At 73.2% G+C, this 15,714-nt stretch carries 16 protein-coding genes and 1 tRNA gene; 8 read left to right on the top strand and 9 right to left on the bottom strand.

The features are described 5' to 3' along the window. Positions 1-58: 58 nt before the first annotated feature. The gene (locus tag K4G59_RS09495) at positions 59-1,189 is read left to right on the top strand and encodes a sulfotransferase family protein (RefSeq protein ID WP_231250734.1); all 1,131 of its coding nucleotides are present in this window, start codon (positions 59-61) and stop codon (positions 1,187-1,189) included. Between the two features lie 137 nt (positions 1,190-1,326). Here K4G59_RS09495 and K4G59_RS09490 read toward each other — a convergent pair whose 3' ends face one another. Genes K4G59_RS09490 through K4G59_RS09465 form a run of 6 tightly spaced genes read right to left on the bottom strand, consistent with a single transcriptional unit; the run spans position 1,327 to position 6,565 of the window. Continuing rightward, positions 1,327-1,920, bottom strand: a complete 594-nt coding sequence (locus K4G59_RS09490) for a hypothetical protein (protein ID WP_231250733.1) — start codon at positions 1,918-1,920, stop codon at positions 1,327-1,329. Beyond that, the gene (locus K4G59_RS09485) at positions 1,917-3,038 is read right to left on the bottom strand and encodes an ATP-dependent DNA ligase (protein WP_231250732.1); all 1,122 of its coding nucleotides are present in this window, start codon (positions 3,036-3,038) and stop codon (positions 1,917-1,919) included. Before K4G59_RS09485 ends, K4G59_RS09490 begins: the two co-directional genes overlap by 4 nt. Before the next feature lie 36 nt (positions 3,039-3,074). After that, the gene (locus K4G59_RS09480; RefSeq protein ID WP_231250731.1) at positions 3,075-3,788 is read right to left on the bottom strand and encodes an ABC transporter permease; all 714 of its coding nucleotides are present in this window, start codon (positions 3,786-3,788) and stop codon (positions 3,075-3,077) included. Then, on the bottom strand, positions 3,785-4,696 hold the full coding sequence (locus K4G59_RS09475; protein WP_231250730.1) for an ABC transporter ATP-binding protein: 912 nt from the start codon (positions 4,694-4,696) through the stop codon (positions 3,785-3,787). The genes K4G59_RS09480 and K4G59_RS09475 overlap by 4 nt, the downstream gene beginning before the upstream one ends. Continuing rightward, entirely contained in the window at positions 4,693-5,586 is an 894-nt protein-coding gene (locus K4G59_RS09470; protein ID WP_231250729.1) for an ABC transporter permease, read from the bottom strand. Before K4G59_RS09470 ends, K4G59_RS09475 begins: the two co-directional genes overlap by 4 nt. Further along, positions 5,579-6,565, bottom strand: coding sequence for an ABC transporter ATP-binding protein (locus K4G59_RS09465; protein ID WP_231250728.1), 987 nt, complete (start codon positions 6,563-6,565; stop codon positions 5,579-5,581). Before K4G59_RS09465 ends, K4G59_RS09470 begins: the two co-directional genes overlap by 8 nt. A gap of 114 nt (positions 6,566-6,679) precedes the next feature. Here K4G59_RS09465 and K4G59_RS09460 point away from each other — a divergent pair. The 5 genes from K4G59_RS09460 to K4G59_RS09440 all read left to right on the top strand — a co-directional run bounded on the left by K4G59_RS09460 (position 6,680) and on the right by K4G59_RS09440 (position 9,647). Next, positions 6,680-6,758, top strand: a tRNA-Gln gene (locus K4G59_RS09460). A gap of 87 nt (positions 6,759-6,845) precedes the next feature. Continuing rightward, the gene (locus K4G59_RS09455; RefSeq protein WP_231250727.1) at positions 6,846-7,310 is read left to right on the top strand and encodes a TspO/MBR family protein; all 465 of its coding nucleotides are present in this window, start codon (positions 6,846-6,848) and stop codon (positions 7,308-7,310) included. A gap of 13 nt (positions 7,311-7,323) precedes the next feature. Then, positions 7,324-7,929 (top strand): nucleoside/nucleotide kinase family protein, encoded by a 606-nt coding sequence (locus K4G59_RS09450; protein WP_231250726.1) that lies wholly within the window; start codon positions 7,324-7,326, stop codon positions 7,927-7,929. A gap of 60 nt (positions 7,930-7,989) precedes the next feature. Further along, the gene (locus K4G59_RS09445; RefSeq protein WP_231250725.1) at positions 7,990-8,274 is read left to right on the top strand and encodes a hypothetical protein; all 285 of its coding nucleotides are present in this window, start codon (positions 7,990-7,992) and stop codon (positions 8,272-8,274) included. Further along, positions 8,271-9,647, top strand: a complete 1,377-nt coding sequence (locus K4G59_RS09440) for a glycosyltransferase (protein WP_231250724.1) — start codon at positions 8,271-8,273, stop codon at positions 9,645-9,647. The genes K4G59_RS09445 and K4G59_RS09440 overlap by 4 nt, the downstream gene beginning before the upstream one ends. On the opposite strand, the gene K4G59_RS09435 is transcribed toward K4G59_RS09440, so the two are convergent. The 3 genes from K4G59_RS09435 to K4G59_RS09425 are packed head-to-tail and all read right to left on the bottom strand — an operon-like array spanning position 9,638 to position 13,071. Then, complete coding sequence (locus K4G59_RS09435; RefSeq protein WP_269209943.1) at positions 9,638-11,293, bottom strand: SulP family inorganic anion transporter; 1,656 nt, start codon at positions 11,291-11,293, stop codon at positions 9,638-9,640. The two genes, K4G59_RS09440 and K4G59_RS09435, sit on opposite strands and share 10 nt — an antisense overlap. 33 nt (positions 11,294-11,326) lie before the next feature. Beyond that, a complete protein-coding gene (locus K4G59_RS09430) occupies positions 11,327-12,235 on the bottom strand; it encodes an alpha/beta fold hydrolase (protein WP_231250722.1) in 909 nt (302 codons plus the stop codon). Further along, the gene (locus K4G59_RS09425) at positions 12,232-13,071 is read right to left on the bottom strand and encodes an SDR family NAD(P)-dependent oxidoreductase (protein WP_231250721.1); all 840 of its coding nucleotides are present in this window, start codon (positions 13,069-13,071) and stop codon (positions 12,232-12,234) included. Before K4G59_RS09425 ends, K4G59_RS09430 begins: the two co-directional genes overlap by 4 nt. Positions 13,072-13,185: 114 nt before the next feature. Here K4G59_RS09425 and glmU point away from each other — a divergent pair, with 114 nt between their 5' ends. After that, the gene (gene glmU, locus K4G59_RS09420; protein ID WP_231250720.1) at positions 13,186-14,622 is read left to right on the top strand and encodes a bifunctional UDP-N-acetylglucosamine diphosphorylase/glucosamine-1-phosphate N-acetyltransferase GlmU; all 1,437 of its coding nucleotides are present in this window, start codon (positions 13,186-13,188) and stop codon (positions 14,620-14,622) included. 112 nt (positions 14,623-14,734) lie between these two features. Next, positions 14,735-15,706: a ribose-phosphate diphosphokinase gene (locus K4G59_RS09415; protein WP_231250719.1), complete on the top strand. Its 972-nt coding sequence runs from the start codon at positions 14,735-14,737 to the stop codon at positions 15,704-15,706. The last annotated feature ends 8 nt before the right edge of the window (positions 15,707-15,714 follow it).

Genomic DNA, 15,714 nt, shown 5'->3' with positions numbered 1-15,714 from the left:
CGCAGGGAGGGTCGGGACGATCCTAGGAGACGCGACCGTCACGGATAGGGTGACCCGCATGCCGACGTCCCCCGCCCAGCCAGACGAGAAGCCGGGCACCCCGCTGGTCCTGGTCTCCGGTTCCGGCCGCAGTGGCACCAGCTCCCTGGCCGGCGCGCTGAAGCGGCTCGGCCTGCACGTGCCGCAGCCCGAGGTCGAGGCGTCGGAGACCAACCCGCGCGGGTTCTACGAGCCGCAGTGGGTCATCGACTTCCACAAGCGCCACCTCAAGGAGCTCGCGCTCTTCAACATCGACAGCCGTCCCACGGCCGTCGACCTCGTGGCTCGCCACGTCGAGTCGGGCGTGCCCACCGCGGAGCTCCACGAGTGGCTGTCGGGCCAGCTCGCCCTCCCGGAGTCCGCGGGCGAGCAGGTGGTGGTCAAGGACCCGCACGCCTTCTGGTTCGCCCAGGTCTGGGAGCAGGTCACCGCCGAGCTCGACGTCGACCTGCGCTGGCTCACCGCGCTCCGGCACCCCGCCGAGGTGGTCGGCTCGCGCGACATCGCCTACCTCTCCAGCCAGTCCGACGACCTACGGCTCACCAAGGAGACGTCCAACGTCGCCGGCTGGGTGCACGCCGCGCTGCTCACCGAGCAGGCCGGCCGTGGCTCGAGGCGCTCCTTCGTCCGCTACACCGACCTGCTCGCCGACTGGCGCTCCGCGCTCACTCCCGTGCAGCAGCACCTCGACCTGGCCTTCAACACCGACCTCGCCGCACCTGCCTCCGAGCGTGGGCACCACCCGGTCGACGACTTCATCGAGCCCTCGATGCGCAAGTCCCAGCTCACCTGGGACGACGTCCGCACCCCCGCCTGGCTGCGCGAGATGGCCGAAGGCGTCTGGGAGCTGCTCGGCGTCCTCACCCGGGACCCCCACGACACCGACACGATGCGCGCGCTCGACGCGGTCCACGAGGACTACGACGCCCGCTACGCCGAGGCCGTCGCACTCACCTTCGACCACACCCGCGCCGAGTCGACGCTCGCCGCGCGCGAGGCCCGCGACGCCCAGCGCGCGACCCTGCAGCAGCTGCGCCGCGACCTCGACGCCGCACGCCGGAGCGGCTCGGCCGACGCCCCCGCCGTCGGCGGGCGCGAGGCTGCCGCGATCCTGCGCCGCGCCGTCGTACGCCGCGTCACCCGGCGCTGAGGTCTGCTCCTTTGGGATCCCCGGCTGACCGGGGATCCCTCAGGTTGGCGGCCTCTGCACGGCCTGACAACGCAGGGGAGAGCCTGACAACCCAGCAGTCGTGAGCCCTGCGGCCCGCCCTCGCGGAGGCTGCCGCCCTACACCCCGGTGACGCCCTCGCCGGAGCCCGAGGACTGCTCGTCGAAGTTCTCGTGCTCGATGAGGTGCAGGACCGGTACGCCGAGCTTGCGCCGCGCGCGCGAGGTCCAGTCGACGTGGAAGAACTCGGCCACCACGTGGGGCCGGGTCAGGATGATCGCCTCGCGGGCGTCGACCGCCGTGACCATCGCGGCGAGCGCGTCGACGGGCGGCTCGGAGGTGACCTTGCCGTGGGCGGTGCCGCCCGCGGCGGTCATCGCGGCGAGGGTCTGGCGCAGCTCGGCGGTCGAGCTCTCCTCGCACTCGCGGCGCAGCGCCTCGATGTCGACGTCGCTCATCGCGAGCGCGGGGGCGGCCATCAGGTCACCGGCGCCGAGCGTGCCGAGCGAGGCCTCGACCCGCGCCGCGGCGTCCTCGAGGGGGATCAGGACGTGGTAGACGACCGGGTCCTCGATCTCGGCGTGCAGCGAGCGCACCTGCTCGGCGTCCGCCGCGGTGAGGGCCTGCTCGACCAGCAGCACCACGTCGTAGGTGCCCTGCCCGTCGTGGATGGACTCGCCGTCCGGTCGTTCGGGGGTGGTGTGCTCGCTCATCGGGTGCCTCCGGTGTCGGTGCTGAGGATGCGGGTGAGGTCGTAGCCGGCCGGCTCGTCGAGCTGACCGTAGCCGCAGGTCTCGGGGTCGCGGTCGGTGCGCCATCGTTTGAAGTGCGCGGTGTGGCGGAAGCGCCGACCCTCCATGTGGTCGTACTTCACCTCCAGCACCCGCTCGGGCCGCAGCGCGGTGAAGCCGAGGTCCTTGCCGGCGCTCCAGCGGCTCTGCGTGCCGGGGACACGATCGGGGTTGGCGGTCAGGAACTCCTGCCAGCGGCCCCACGGGTGGTCGGCGATGTCGCACACCAGCGGCTGGAGCTCCTGCCACAGCTCGGCGCGGCGTGCGGCGGTGAAGCTGGCCGAGACGCCGATGTGCTGCAGCTCGCCGCTGTCGTCGTACAGGCCGAGCAGCAGCGAGCCGATCAGCGGCTCCTCGGGTGTCGACGTCTTGTGCTCGCGGTAGCCGGCGAGCACCACGTCGGCCGTGCGCTCGTGCTTGATCTTGAGCATGGTGCGCTTGTTGGGCTCGTACGCCGCACCGAGCGGCTTGGCGACGACACCGTCGAGACCGGCGCCCTCGAACTCCTCGAACCACCGCTCGGCCTCGGCCGGGTCCTCGGTGGTGCGGGTCAGGAAGCACGGGCCGGTGCCGTCGAGGTGGCCGAGTGCCTCGACCAGGGCCTTACGCCGCTCGGCGAAGGGTCGCTCGACGAAGGACTGGTCCCCGAGCGCCAGGAGGTCGAAGGCGACGAAGCCGGCCGGCGTCTGGGCCGCCAGCTTGTCGACGCGGCTGGCCGCAGGGTGGATGCGCTCCTGGAGGGTCTCGAACTCCAGGCGCCAGCCGTCGGGTCCCCGGAGCCCGACGAAGATCTCACCGTCCAGCACGATGCGCTCGGGCAGCTGCTCGCGGCAGGCCGCGACGACCTCGGGGAAGTAACGCGTCAGCGGCTTGGTGTTGCGGCTCGCGAGCTCGACCTCGTCACCGTCCTTGAAGACCAGGCAGCGGAAGCCGTCCCACTTCGGCTCGAAGCTCAGGCCGCCGTGCCTGGCCGGGGACGGCACGCCGCTCACGCTCTTGGCGAGCATCGGCTGCACCGGCGGCATCACGGGGAGGTCCACGTGATCGAGCCTAGTCCGCTCCGCCCGGCGCGGCGCTCAGTCCTCGCCGCGCAGCGAGAACGACCGCAGCCGGTCACCGGCGAACCACACGCCGACGAGCGTCACCACGGCGCTGGCACCGATCGCCCACGGCAGGTTGGCCGGGTCGGGCAGCTGGTCGGAGAGCTCGTGGCCGATGCGCAGGCCCCACTGACCGATGCTGAGCCAGGCCACGCCCGTGAAGAGGTTGCCGAGCAGGCTCTCCCAGATCAGCACGAACATCAGCGACGCGATCACCGCGTGGCGGGTGACGGCCGCGATCGCGAGGAAGAGCGCGGAGTACGCCGTGCCGGCGACGGCCGCGCCCACGAAGAGCGCGGTCGCCCGGGTGCCGTCGCCCGTGATGAGCGCGGCGACGAGGATCGGCAGCGCGCCGGCCACCAGCGTCGCGGAGAGCGCGACCAGCCACTTGCTGATCGCGATGCCGTAGCGGTTCACCGGCTTGGACAGCAGGTAGGCGATCGAGCCGTCGTCGACCTCCGGGCCCAGCACCGAGGAGGCGGCGAGGATCGCGACCAGCGGCAGCACGAGCGGATAGCCGAGCCGGGGCAGGATCTCGTAGGCCGCCGCGCCGTCGGTGAGGGCGGTGACCACCGCGACGAGCCCGATCAGCAGGACCGGGAAGGCCAGCAGCAGGAAGAAGCGCCGCCGGCCCAGCAGGGCCTGGAGCGCGAGCGTGGCGATCGTGGGGTTGAACACTGCGGAGGTCATCGGGCCACCAGGTAGGCGAAGACGCTCTCCAGCGACTCGTCGCTGGGGGAGAGCTCGAAGACGGTCAGGTCGTGCTGCCGGGCCAGGCCGGGCAGGCTCACGGCGAAGCTGCCCAGGTCGTCGACCTGGACGTCGAGGTGCTCGCCGCGCAGGCTCACCGCGCGCACCGACTCCTGCGCCATGAGCAGCGTGGCGAGCGTGCGGTTGTCACTGGACTGGACGGCGTACTGCACGGGGCGGTCGGTCATCAGCCGGCGGATCGCACCGAAGTCGCCCGAGGCGGCGTGGCGCCCCGAGACCACCACCTCGATGTGGCGGGCCAGGCGCTCGACCTCCTCGAGGATGTGGGAGCTGAAGAGCACCGTGCGGCCCTGGTCACCCAGGCGCCGCAGCAGGTCCATCAGGTGCATCCGCTGGCGCGGGTCGACGCCGTTGAACGGCTCGTCGAGCAGCAGCACCGACGGGTCGTGGACCAGCGCGGCGGCGATCTTGACGCGCTGCCGCATGCCCTTGGAGTAGGTGTCGAGGCGGCGCTGGGCCGGCTCGACCATGTCGACGACCTCGAGGACCCGCTCGGTCGCGGCGGCCGCGTCGGGCAGACGGTGCAGGTCGGCGTTGGCGCGCACGAACTGGCGACCGGTGAGGTAGCCGAAGCTGAGCTCGCGCTCGGGCACCAGCCCGATGCGGCGGTAGACGTCGGTGTTGCGCCAGACCGGCTGGCCGTCGAGCGTGACGTGCCCGGACGACGGTGCCAGGAATCCCGACATCATCGCCATCAGGGTCGTCTTGCCGGCGCCGTTGGGGCCGAGGAGGCCGGTGACGCCGGGACCGACCGAGAGCGACACGTCGTTGACCGCCACGACGTTGCCGAACCAGCGCGAGGCCGAGTCGAGGACCAGGGTGCTCATCGCGACCCCACCTTCTGGAAGCGGGCGACCAGACCGAGCAGGCAGCCGGCGCTCAGCAGCAGCGTCACCAGGACGTAGGCCGGGACCCAGGCGCCGTCGACGGGCACCTGCGTGGTGATCCCGGCGTCCCAGGCGTTGGCGAGCCCGCTGTAGAGCGACCAGGGGGAGGCCAGGCCGACGCCGACGGAGGCGGACTCGGCGCCCTCGCTGGCCGAGATGGCCTGGACCGCGGTGACCACGCCGGTGAGGACGATCAGGGCCATCACCGAGCCGACGACGGCGAAGCCGCGGCGCAACGACACCGAGGAGATGGCACCGGTGATGCCGGCGACGAGCACCGCCAGCCCGGCCTGGAGCACCACCGCCTTGAGCATCCCGGCGACCTGGTCGCTCGTGTCCAGGCCGGCGAGCAGCGCCCCGACGAAGAGCAGGACCGTCGGCACCAGCGTGAAGGCCCATAGTGCGACGGCCATCGACGCCCACCGCACCAGCGCGAACGCGGTGGCGCCGAGGGGACGGGCGAGGTAGAGCACGATCGAGCGGTGGCGCAGATCGCGCGAGAACAGCACCGGCGCCTGCGAGGCGGCGAAGAGGCTGACCAGCAGCTGGGTCTGGTTGGTGTAGTCGGCGTAGGACACCGGCAGCGACGTGGCGGGAGTGAGGACCAGGACACCGACGAGGATCGTGGCCGGCAGCACCGACATGGCGAGCAGCAGGAACGGCATCACCTTCGACCTGCCCGAGCGCCCCAGGCCGTACGCGTGGCGCAGGCCGGTGGTGAACAGGGTGCGGGCGATCGTCGCGGAGCCGTCACGCGGCCCGTCGTAGCGCCGGTAGCCGAGGTCGTGGATGACCCCGGTGCGGGGTCCCCCGGTCGGGATCTCAGGCACGGGTCACACCCTCTTGCAGGAAGACGTCCTCGAGGTGGCCGCGGTCGGGCTGCAGCCGCATCAGGCCGAGGCCGAGGTCGGCGGCGACGTCGCGGATCAGGTCGTGCGCGGCGCCCTCGCGGGCGAGCTCGGGCGGGGGAGGGTCGATCGAGACCATGGGGCCACGCGGCCGGCAGGTGAGGCCGCGGCGGGCGAGCGCCTCGCCGAGCCGGTCGCGCTCGGTCTCGGTGCCCACGACCTCCACCAGCAGGCTGCCGGTGCGCCGGAGGAAGTCGCCGGTCGCGCTGGAGCGAAGGAGGTGACCGCCGTCGAGCACGATCACGTGGTCGCTGACCTGCTCGAGCTCGCCGAGCAGGTGGGAGGTGACGAGGACGGCGATCCCGAAGTCGCTGCCGATGCGCTCCACCAGCCGCAGCATGTCGGTGCGGGCCGCCGGGTCGAGGCCGTTGGTGGGCTCGTCGAGGAACACCAGCTGCGGGTCGTGGGCGAGGGCCTGGGCGAGCTTGGCGCGCTGCTTCATACCGGTGGAGTAACCGCCCATCGGCCGGTAGCGCTCCTCGTCGAGGCCCACGTGGCGCAGCACGTCGGCGGCGCGCTCGCGGGCCGCGCTCGAGCCGAGGCCGGACATCCGGGCCATGTGGACCACGAAGTCGCTCGCGCTGACGTCGGGCGGCAGGCAGTCGTGCTCGGGCATGTAGCCCACGAGCCGCCGGATCTCCTGTCCGCCCTGCTCGATGTCGTGGCCCAGCACGCTCGCGTGCCCGCCGGTCGGCTCGAGGAGCCCCAGCAGGATCTTGATCAGCGTCGACTTCCCGGCGCCGTTGGCGCCGACCAACCCGGTTACGCCCGCGCCGACCTCGACCGTGAGGTCGGTCAGCGCGTGGACCGTCCCGTAGTGCTTGGTGAGGCCCGCGGTCGTGATGACCGGCAGCACTCCCTGGTGCGCTGCTCCCGCGTGTCCTGCGTGTTCCCCCGTCACACCGGCCACGCTAGCGGTCGGGACCGACCGCCGGCATCAGGGATGGCCCCGAGACGGGTGGAGGTGCGCCGGTTCTCATGACGTCCGGTGCGCGCCCTAGGCTTGACCTGACTTTCCCCGGTTGGTCTGCCGGCAGGGCCCGCCTGACTTTGAATCAGGACTAGCGACGTAGGTTCGACTCCTACCCGGGGAGCTCCTCGACCACCGCGCGCAGGCCGTCCCGGTAGCGTCGTGCCATGGGTGCCTGCGACCTCGCCGACGAGCAGCGAGCGGTGCCGGCGTGAGCACGTGGGCGCCGACGCTCGCGTGGTGCGCGCTCGTCGTCGTCTTCGCTGCGCTGTCGAACGCCTGGAACGGCCACGACCCGGGCTGGTACGCCTCGCTGGCGCGGCCGTCGTTCCAACCGCCCGACGTCGTCTTCGGCCTGATGTGGCCGCTGAGCTTCCTGCTGCTCCTCGTCGTCGGAGCGACGACGGTCCGCACCGCTCCGGCGGGCGCCGCCTGGGCGGCCACCGGCGTGCTGGCCGTGTCGGTCGCGCTGGCGCTCGGCTGGGCCTACCTGTTCTACGTCCCGCACAACCTCGTCGCTGCCGCGGCGTGCCTGGCCGGTGCCGCCGTGCTGACGTGGGTGCTGCTGGTCGTGATGGCGAGGATCGAGACGTGGGGTGCCCTCGCGCTGGCGCCGTACGCCCTCTGGCTCTCGGTGGCCACCGCGCTGTCGGTGGCCTACGCAAGGCTGAACTGAGAAGGTTGCGGGGATGCCGACGTACGACGACCTGCTGGCGCGCGTGCGCGCCCTGGCCGAGACCTCCGAGGCGGTCCCCGTCGTCGGGATCAGCGGTCACGGCGGTGCGGGCAAGTCGACGCTCGCGGCCAGGCTGGGTGCCGACCTCGGGCTCGACGGGGACCAGGTCGTGCCGACCGACTGCTTCTACGCACCGACCTGGGGCCCGGACGCCGGGCTGTGGGAGCAGCACGACTGGTCGGGGATCGAGGCATTGGTCGCACGCGCACGCCGGCTGCCGCGACCCGAGCGGCTGCGCTTCGACTACCGCTGGTGGACCGGGCAGCGGGGCGTCGAGGACCACCCGATGCCGTCGGTGCTCGTCGTCGAGGGCATTCGGCTCTTCACCGGGCGCACGCGCGACTGGTTCGATCTGGCCGTGTGGATCGACCTCGACCCGGACGCTGCCGGCGCACGCGCCAAGGCCCGCAACCTCGCCCAGGGCGACGACCGGGCCGAGCTCGACCTCTGGGACACCAAGTGGATCCCGGAGGGCCACGTCTACGCCCGGGTCGAGCGCCCCGAAACCCGCGCGGACGTGGTGCTGCGGGCCGAGGACCTGGACGTCGGCGGGACCTAGGACCCTGTCGACGTCCGCACGAGGCGGCGAGACTCGGGGGAGAGACCCGAGGAGACCGTGATGCACCCTGCGCCGCCCCCGCCCAGCCCCGCGACCGTGCGGGTCGTCGTCGAGGACGTCGGCGACCTCGAGGAACGCGTCAGTGCCGCGGCGCGGCGGGCCCGCGAGTGCCACCGGGCGGTGGAGCTCGTCGAGCCGTTCGTGGCCGAGTGCGACCACGCGGCGAGGGCGGGGCTGATCCGGCGCATGGACGTCGCGCTGGAGGTGGCCCGTCGCGCCGCGCCCGGGGTCGAGATCCGCGTGGGCGGCGCGATCGAGCTGCCCCGCCCGCGTGACCAGCGATGAGCGGCCTGCTGGAGGTGCCGGTGGTGCCGGTCGCGCTCGCGCGGCTGTCCACCCTGCTGCCGCCGGAGCGGGTGCAGCGCGTCGAGGAGTACGCCGCCGCGGCCCGTCGGCTGCTCGACGGCCGCACCCTGTGGAACGTCAGCTCGACCGCGCGCGGTGGTGGCGTCGCGGAGATGCTGCACACCCTCGTCGCCTACGCGGCCGGCACCGGCATCGACATCCGCTGGCTCGTCATCGGCGGGGACGCCGACTTCTTCGCCGTCACGAAGCGGATCCACAATCGGCTGCACGGCGTCCCGGGCGACGGCGGTGCGCTGGACGCCGGCGCGCGGGCGGCGTACGACGCCACCCTCGCGCGCCACCGCGACGAGCTGCTCCGCCGCGTGCGGCCCGGCGACGTCGTGCTGCTCCACGACCCGCAGACCGCCGGCCTGGCCGGGGCGCTGCGCGAGCGCGGGGCGCACGTCGTGTGGCGCTGCCACGTGGGGCTCGACGAGACCAACACGTGGACCGACGACGCGTGGGGGTTCCTGCGCCCGCTGGTCGAGCCGGCGCACGCGTGCGTCTTCTCGCGGGAGGAGTTCGCGCCCGCGTGGGTGGACCGCCGCTGGCTGCGGGTCGTCCCGCCCTCCCTCGACCCGTTCAGCCCCAAGAACGCCGAGCTGTCGGCCGCGGAGGTGGAGGAGCTGGTGCACCGCCCCGGGATGGTGGTCGAGGGGACCGCGCTGCCGCGCGATGCCCGCGTCGTCCTGCAGGTCAGCCGCTGGGACCGGCTCAAGGACATGGCCGGCGTGCTGGACGCCTTCGCCGCGCACCTCGACGACCTCCCCCCTGACGTCCACCTCGTGCTCGCCGGCCCGGAGGCGCGGGGCGTGGCCGACGACCCCGAGGCCGCGGAGGTGCTCGCCGAGTGCCGCGGGCAGTGGCGGGCGCTGCCGGGGCGGGCACGTGCGCGCACGCACCTCGTCTCGGTCCCGATGGACGACCTCGTCGACAACGCGCGGGTCGTCAACGCCCTCCAGCGCTGGGCGAGCGTCGTGGTGCAGAAGAGCCTGGCCGAAGGCTTCGGGCTGACCGTGACGGAGCCGATGTGGAAGGCCCGACCGGTGGTCGCCTCCGCGGTGGGGGGCATCCGCGACCAGGTCGAGCACGGCGTCAGCGGCCTGCTGCTCGACGACCCGCGCGACGGCGCCGCGCTGGTCGCGGCGCTGGCGTCGCTGCTCGCCGACCCGGAGCGGTGCCAGGACCTGGGGCGCGCCGCCCACCTGCGCGTGCGCGACCACTTCCTGGCCGATCGGCACCTCATCCAGTACGTCGACCTCTTCGCGCAGCTGCTCGACGCGGCGACCGCGCCGGAGGTCGCTCAGCGCTGACCGGTCGCGGCGCGGTAGGCGTCCAGCGCGGTCGGCAGCGTCGGGAAGACGTGCTCGGCCCCGATCCGCTCGAGCAGCCCGCTCGGCGCGAGGGCCTCGCGCTGATCGTGCTTGAGCCGTGCCAGCGCCAGCACGACGCCCCGGGCCTCGAGCTCCGCGCGCAGCGTCTCGAGGGCGTCGGCGCCGGTGAGGTCGACCTCGCCGATGGCCTCGGTGTTGAGCACCACCCACTGCGGGGCGTGCGTCTCCACCGACTCCCGGACGCGGCTGAGGAAGTTGTCGGCGTTGGCGAAGAACAGCGGCGCGTCGTAGCGGTAGACCAGCAGGCCGGGCACCGGCAGGGCGTCGGCATAGTCATCGACGTCGTGCATGCCCGCCAGGTCGGGCACCAGCCCCTCGACCGCGTCGTGCGGCCGGGCGACCCGGCGGATCACGTCGAGGAGGGAGAGGCTCACCGCCACCAGCACCCCCTGCAGCACGCCCAGGACCAGCACCCCGGCCGTGGTGGCGAGGGCGATGAGCAGCTCGGTGCGCCGGTAGCGTCCGATCCGGGCGAACTCCGCGACGTCGACCAGCCGCAGCCCGGCGTAGACCACCACGGCGGCGAGTGCGGCGTCGGGGAAGCGGGCCAGGACCGGTCGCAGCGCGACGACCAGGACGAGTGCGGCGCCCAGGGTCGACAGGCCGGCCCAGCGCGACCGCCCGCCCACCGCGTCGACGATCGCGGTCCGGCTGCCGGAGCTGCTGACGGGGAAGCCGTGCACGACGCCCGCCGCGACGTTCGCCGCACCCAGGGCCAGCAGCTCGCGGCGCGCGTCGATGCGGTCGCCGTGGCGTACGCCGAAGGCACGAGCGGTGAGCACGTTGTCGGTGAAGCCCACGACGGCGATCGCCAGCGCGGTCGTCAGCAGCGCCCACGATCCCACCGACGCGACCGACGGCAGGCCCACCGACGGCAGCGCGAAGGGCAGGGACCCGACCGCGGCCACGCCGTCGTCGGACAGACCGGCCAGGGTCACGCCGAGGGTCGCCACGAGCATGCCGACCAGCGGCACCGGACCGGTGGGCCACAGCCGGGCGCCGGCGAGCAGCAGCGCGAGGGTGCCGAGGCACACCGCCAGGGTCGGGCCGTGCACGGCGGCGGGGTGCTGGAGCAACCACCACGTCTGGGCCAGCACCGTGCCGTCGGGGACGTCGGCCCCGCTCCCGCGCGCGGTCTGCGAGAGGATCATGAGCCCGGCGATGCCGGCCATGTAGCCGACGAGCACCGGCTTGGAGAGCAGGTCGGCGAGGAACGCGAGGCCACCGGCCCAGGCGAGGAGGCACACCGCGCCGACCGCCAGCGCCAGCACGGCCGCCGCGTCCTGCGCCGAATCACCGGTCACGGTGACGCTCGCCAGCGCGGCGCCGGTCATCAGAGCGGTGGTCGACTCCGGGCCGACGGACAGCTGCGGCGAGGAGCCGAGGAGGAAGTAGACCGCGAGGGCGACGAAGGCCGCCCAGAGCCCGGCCGCCGGGGGCACGCGGGCCAGCCCGGAGTAGGCCAGGACCTGGGGCACGAGGTAGGCGGCGACGGTGACGCCCGCCACCACGTCACCCCGCAGTGCCCTCCGTCCCGGAGGACGGAGGCTCACCGACCACGACATGGCGACCAGTCGACCGCAGGCCGCCCCACCGCGCTAGGGCACTTCGTCCCGTCGTCGGTCCGCGGCGGCGACCCGGGCCAGGAACGCGCGGTAGTCGGCCGCGCTGCGCCCCGGCGCCTCCAGCATCGGCATGTGCCCGATGCCGGGGTAGAGCACCGTCCGGGCGCCCTCGATGCCCCCGGCCCAGGCCCGCGCGGTGCTGGGGTGGACCAGGCGGTCCTCCTCGCCCCACATCACGAGCGTGGGCGCGGTGATCTCGTCGAGCCGGTCGTCGAGGGTCGCCACGCCGTGGAAGTCGGCGAAGATCTCGGCGAGCTGGTCCCTGCGGGCGACGTAGTCGGCGGCGACCGCGGCCCGCAGCACGGCGGGCAGGAAGGGCGGGCGCGCCATCGTCATGGCGTAGAAGTCGGGGAAGTCCGCGACGCTCTCGAGCAGGAACGGGTTGCGGCCCTGGCGGAAGAGCAGCTCGGCCTCGCTCGGCTCGGGGGAGGCGACGCCCACCGCGTCGCTGAGCAGCAGCGAGGCGACCCGGTCGGGGTGCTCGACGGCGAGGGTGGCGGCGACGAAGCCGCCCATGGAGTTCCCCCCGACGTGGGCGGAGCCGATGCCGAGGCGGTCGAGCAGCGTTGCGAGCCGCGCCGCCTGCGCGGGGGCCGAGTGGCCGACGCCGCTGCTGAAGCCGGTCGCGCCGTGCCCGGCCAGCTCCGGCACGATCACCCGGTGGTCGCGCAGCAGGTGGCGCGCGAAGCGCACCCACACGACCCGGTCGGCGGAGTAGCCGTGGACGAGCACCACCGCGGGCGCGTCGGCCGGTCCGCCCTCGAGGAGGGCGAGGGAGCAGTCCCCGACGTCGACGCGGCGCTCGCGCAGGCCGTAGGCCCGCGCCTCCGCAGCGGTCGCGGCGGCGTACGCCCGAGCGGCGATCGCCGTCCGTCGTTTCACTCCGCACCCCGCGAGCGCACGACGCCGGTGATCAGGCGCTGGTAGCCGGCCGGGGCGAGGCGGGCCATGGCGTCGAAGACCCGGGCGTCGGGCCCGATGAGCACCCGGCGCTTGTCCTTGCGGACCGCCTCGACGATCACCTCGGCCGCCTTGGCAGGGGTGGTGATGAAGGACTTCTCGAACTCCTTCGAGGAGGCCTCCGCAGACCTGCCTGTCGCGCCGGCGACACTGGCGTCCACCCGCGCGGCGCGGGCGATGTTGGTCTTGATGCCGCCGGGGTGCACGCACGTCGCGCTCACGCAGGACCGCGTCAGCGCGAGATCCTGGCGCAGCGACTCGGTGAAGCCGCGTACGGCGTACTTGCTGGCGTTGTAGCCGCTCATCAGCGGCTGCGCGGTGAGGCCGAAGACGCTGGAGATGTTGACCACGTGGCCCTCGCCCGACGCCTCGAGGTGGGGCAGGAACGCCTTGGTGCCGTGGACCACGCCCCAGAAGTTCACGCCCATGATCCAGCGGTAGTCCTCGGTCGAGAGCGACGCGACCGTGCCGGACAGGGCGACGCCGGCGTTGTTGACGACGAGGTTCGCGCGGCCGTGGTCGGCGACGACCTCGTCGGCCCAGGCGAGCACGGCGGCCTCGACGGCGACGTCCACCACCGAGGTCGTCACCGCGCGGGCACGGCCGGTGAGCAGGCGCGCGGTCTCGGCGAGCCCCGCGGCGTCGACGTCCGACAGGGCGAGCCGGCAGCCGCGGCCGGCCAGCTCGAGGGCCAGCGCGCGGCCGATGCCGGAGCCCGCCCCGGTGACGGCGGCGACCTTGTCGTCGAGGGTCCTCATGCAGCAGTCCCTCCGGGGCCGATGACGTGCGGGCAGGTGCGCCTGCTCGGGTGGTCATTCGACCACAGGGACGCGAGTGGCCCGCCCACCCCGGCGCGGTGTCAGACTGCGGGCATGGACAACCTCACCGTCATCGTGCTCGCCGCCGGCGGCGGCACCCGCATGAAGTCGAAGACCATGAAGGTGCTGCACCCCATCGCCGGGCGCTCCATGATCGGCCACGTCCTGCGCGCCGTGGAGGCCGTCGAGCCGACCAGCGTCGTCGCGGTCGTCGGCCACCAGCGCGAGCAGGTCGGTCCGCACATCACCGAGCTGCTGCCCGGCGCGGTGCTGGCGGTGCAGGAGACGCAGCAGGGCACCGGGCACGCCGTACGCGTCGCGATGGAGGCCTGCGGTGCGACCACCGGCACCGTCATCGTCGCCGCCGGCGACACCCCGCTGCTCGAGGGGGAGTCCCTCAGGGCCTTCGCCGAGGAGCACGAGGCCGCCCAGCGCGCGGTGAGCATCCTCAGCGGTCGGGTGGCGCGCCCGTTCGGCTACGGCCGGGTCGTGCGCAACGAGGAGGGCGACGTCGAGGCGGTCGTGGAGGAGAAGGACGCCACGCCCGAGCAGCGCGAGATCGACGAGATCAACTCCGGGATCCTGGCCTTCGACGCCGAGTTCCTGGTCTCGGCGCTGCCGCGGATCACCAACGACAACGCCAAGGGCGAGTACTACCTGACCGACGCCGTCGGCCTGGCCCGCGAGGACGGCCTCACCGTCGGCGCGCACCTCATCGAGGACGTCGCGCAGACCGAGGGGGCCAACGACCGCGCCCAGCTCGCCGAGCTCGGCAGGGAGCTCAACCGCCGCATCGTCACCCGCTGGATGAAGGACGGCGTCACCGTCATGGACCCGGCCACGACGTGGATCGAGGCCGACGTGGTCCTCGAGCCCGACGCCACGATCCTGCCCGGCACCCAGCTCCTCGGCGCGACCGTGGTCCGCGAGGACGCGGTCGTCGGGCCCGACACCACGCTGAAGGACTGCGAGGTCGGCGCCGGCGCGCGCGTCGTACGCACCCACGCCGAGCTCGCCGTCATCGGCGACCGCGCCAGCGTGGGGCCCTTCGCCTACCTCCGTCCCGGCACGCAGCTCGGGGTCGCGGGCAAGATCGGCACCTTCGTGGAGACCAAGAACTCCCAGATCGGCGACGGCGCCAAGGTGCCGCACCTGTCCTACGTCGGCGACGCCGAGATCGGCGAGGGCACCAACATCGGCGCCGGCACGGTCTTCGCCAACTACGACGGGGTGGCCAAGCACCGCACCGTCATCGGCCGCTTCGTCAAGACCGGCTCCAACAACACCTTCGTCGCCCCGGTCGCCGTCGGCGACGGCGCGGGCACGGCCGGTGGCACCGTCGTACGCCGCAGCGTGCCGGCCGGCGCCCTGGCGGTCAGCGGCTCCGCGCAGCGCAACCTCGAGGGCTGGACGGAGTCCCGGCGGGCCGGGACCGCGCAGGCCGAGGCGGCGCGAACGGCGCGTGAACAGCAGGAGACGACCGAGGGGTGACCCCGGGGTTGGGGAAGGCCCGGTCCGTGGGCCAGACTCTTCCCCAGCACCTCCGATGAGAGCCACCCCCCAGGCTGACCAGCACAGCGAGGAGTCGCGTCGCGTGACCGGAATGAAGCGGACCACCGAGAAGAACCTGATGGTCTTCAGCGGCCGGGCGCACCCCGATCTCTCCCACGAGGTCGCCGACCTCCTCGAGTGCGGCCTCGTGCCGCAGAGCGCCTACGCGTTCGCCAATGGTGAGCTCTACGTCCGCTACGAGGAGTCCGTGCGGGGGTGCGACGCCTTCGTGATCCAGAGCCACACCGCTCCGATCAACGAGTGGGTCATGGAGCACCTGATCATGGTCGACGCCCTCAAGCGGGCCTCGGCGAAGCGGATCACCGTGGTGATGCCGTTCTACGGCTACGCCCGCCAGGACAAGAAGCACCGCGGCCGCGAGCCGATCTCGGCGCGCCTGATGGCCGACCTGTTCAAGACCGCCGGCGCGGACCGCCTGATCACCGTCGACCTGCACGCCGACCAGATCCAGGGCTTCTTCGACGGCCCCGTCGACCACCTGATGGCGCTGCCGATCCTCACCGACTACGTCAAGGCCAAGTACGGCGACCAGCAGCTCGCCGTGGTCTCGCCCGACGCCGGCCGGATCAAGGTCGCCGAGCGCTGGTCGGCCCGCCTCGGCGGCGTACCCCTCGCCTTCATCCACAAGTCGCGGCGCACCGACGTGGCCAACGAGGTCGTCGCCAACCGCGTCGTGGGTGAGGTCAAGGACAAGATCTGCATCCTCACCGACGACATGATCGACACCGGCGGCACGATCGTGAAGGCCGCCGAGGCGTGCATGGCCGAGGGCGCGGCCGGCGTGATCATCGCCGCCACCCACCCGATCCTCTCCGACCCCGCGGTCGACCGGCTGAAGAACTCCTCCGCCATGGAGGTCGTGGTCACCAACACGCTCCCGGTGCCGGCGGACAAGCAGTTCGACAAGCTCACCACGCTCTCGATCGCGCCGCTCATCGCGCGCGCGATCCGCGAGGTCTTCGAGGACGGTTCGGTGACCTCCATGTTCGACGGTCACGCGTAGGACCCCTG

Source organism: Nocardioides furvisabuli (assembly GCF_021083185.1).
Lineage (GTDB): Bacteria > Actinomycetota > Actinomycetes > Propionibacteriales > Nocardioidaceae > Nocardioides > Nocardioides furvisabuli.
The sequence above is the reverse complement of the archived record's forward strand: the minus strand, read 5'-3'. Positions and strand labels throughout refer to the sequence as shown.

What these genes read in the sequence shown, in the direction of transcription:
- glmU (WP_231250720.1), top strand. Translation starts at nt 13,186, where the DNA reads ATGGACAACCTCACCGTCATCGTGCTCGCCGCCGGCGGCGGCACCCGC.
- K4G59_RS09415 (WP_231250719.1), top strand. Translation starts at nt 14,735, where the DNA reads ATGAAGCGGACCACCGAGAAGAACCTGATGGTCTTCAGCGGCCGGGCG.
- K4G59_RS09425 (WP_231250721.1), bottom strand. Translation starts at nt 13,071, where the DNA reads ATGAGGACCCTCGACGACAAGGTCGCCGCCGTCACCGGGGCGGGCTCC.
- K4G59_RS09440 (WP_231250724.1), top strand. Translation starts at nt 8,271, where the DNA reads ATGAGCGGCCTGCTGGAGGTGCCGGTGGTGCCGGTCGCGCTCGCGCGG.
- K4G59_RS09445 (WP_231250725.1), top strand. Translation starts at nt 7,990, where the DNA reads ATGCACCCTGCGCCGCCCCCGCCCAGCCCCGCGACCGTGCGGGTCGTC.
- K4G59_RS09495 (WP_231250734.1), top strand. Translation starts at nt 59, where the DNA reads ATGCCGACGTCCCCCGCCCAGCCAGACGAGAAGCCGGGCACCCCGCTG.
- K4G59_RS09490 (WP_231250733.1), bottom strand. Translation starts at nt 1,920, where the DNA reads ATGAGCGAGCACACCACCCCCGAACGACCGGACGGCGAGTCCATCCAC.
- K4G59_RS09435 (WP_269209943.1), bottom strand. Translation starts at nt 11,293, where the DNA reads ATGTCGTGGTCGGTGAGCCTCCGTCCTCCGGGACGGAGGGCACTGCGG.
- K4G59_RS09475 (WP_231250730.1), bottom strand. Translation starts at nt 4,696, where the DNA reads ATGAGCACCCTGGTCCTCGACTCGGCCTCGCGCTGGTTCGGCAACGTC.
- K4G59_RS09480 (WP_231250731.1), bottom strand. Translation starts at nt 3,788, where the DNA reads ATGACCTCCGCAGTGTTCAACCCCACGATCGCCACGCTCGCGCTCCAG.
- K4G59_RS09450 (WP_231250726.1), top strand. Translation starts at nt 7,324, where the DNA reads ATGCCGACGTACGACGACCTGCTGGCGCGCGTGCGCGCCCTGGCCGAG.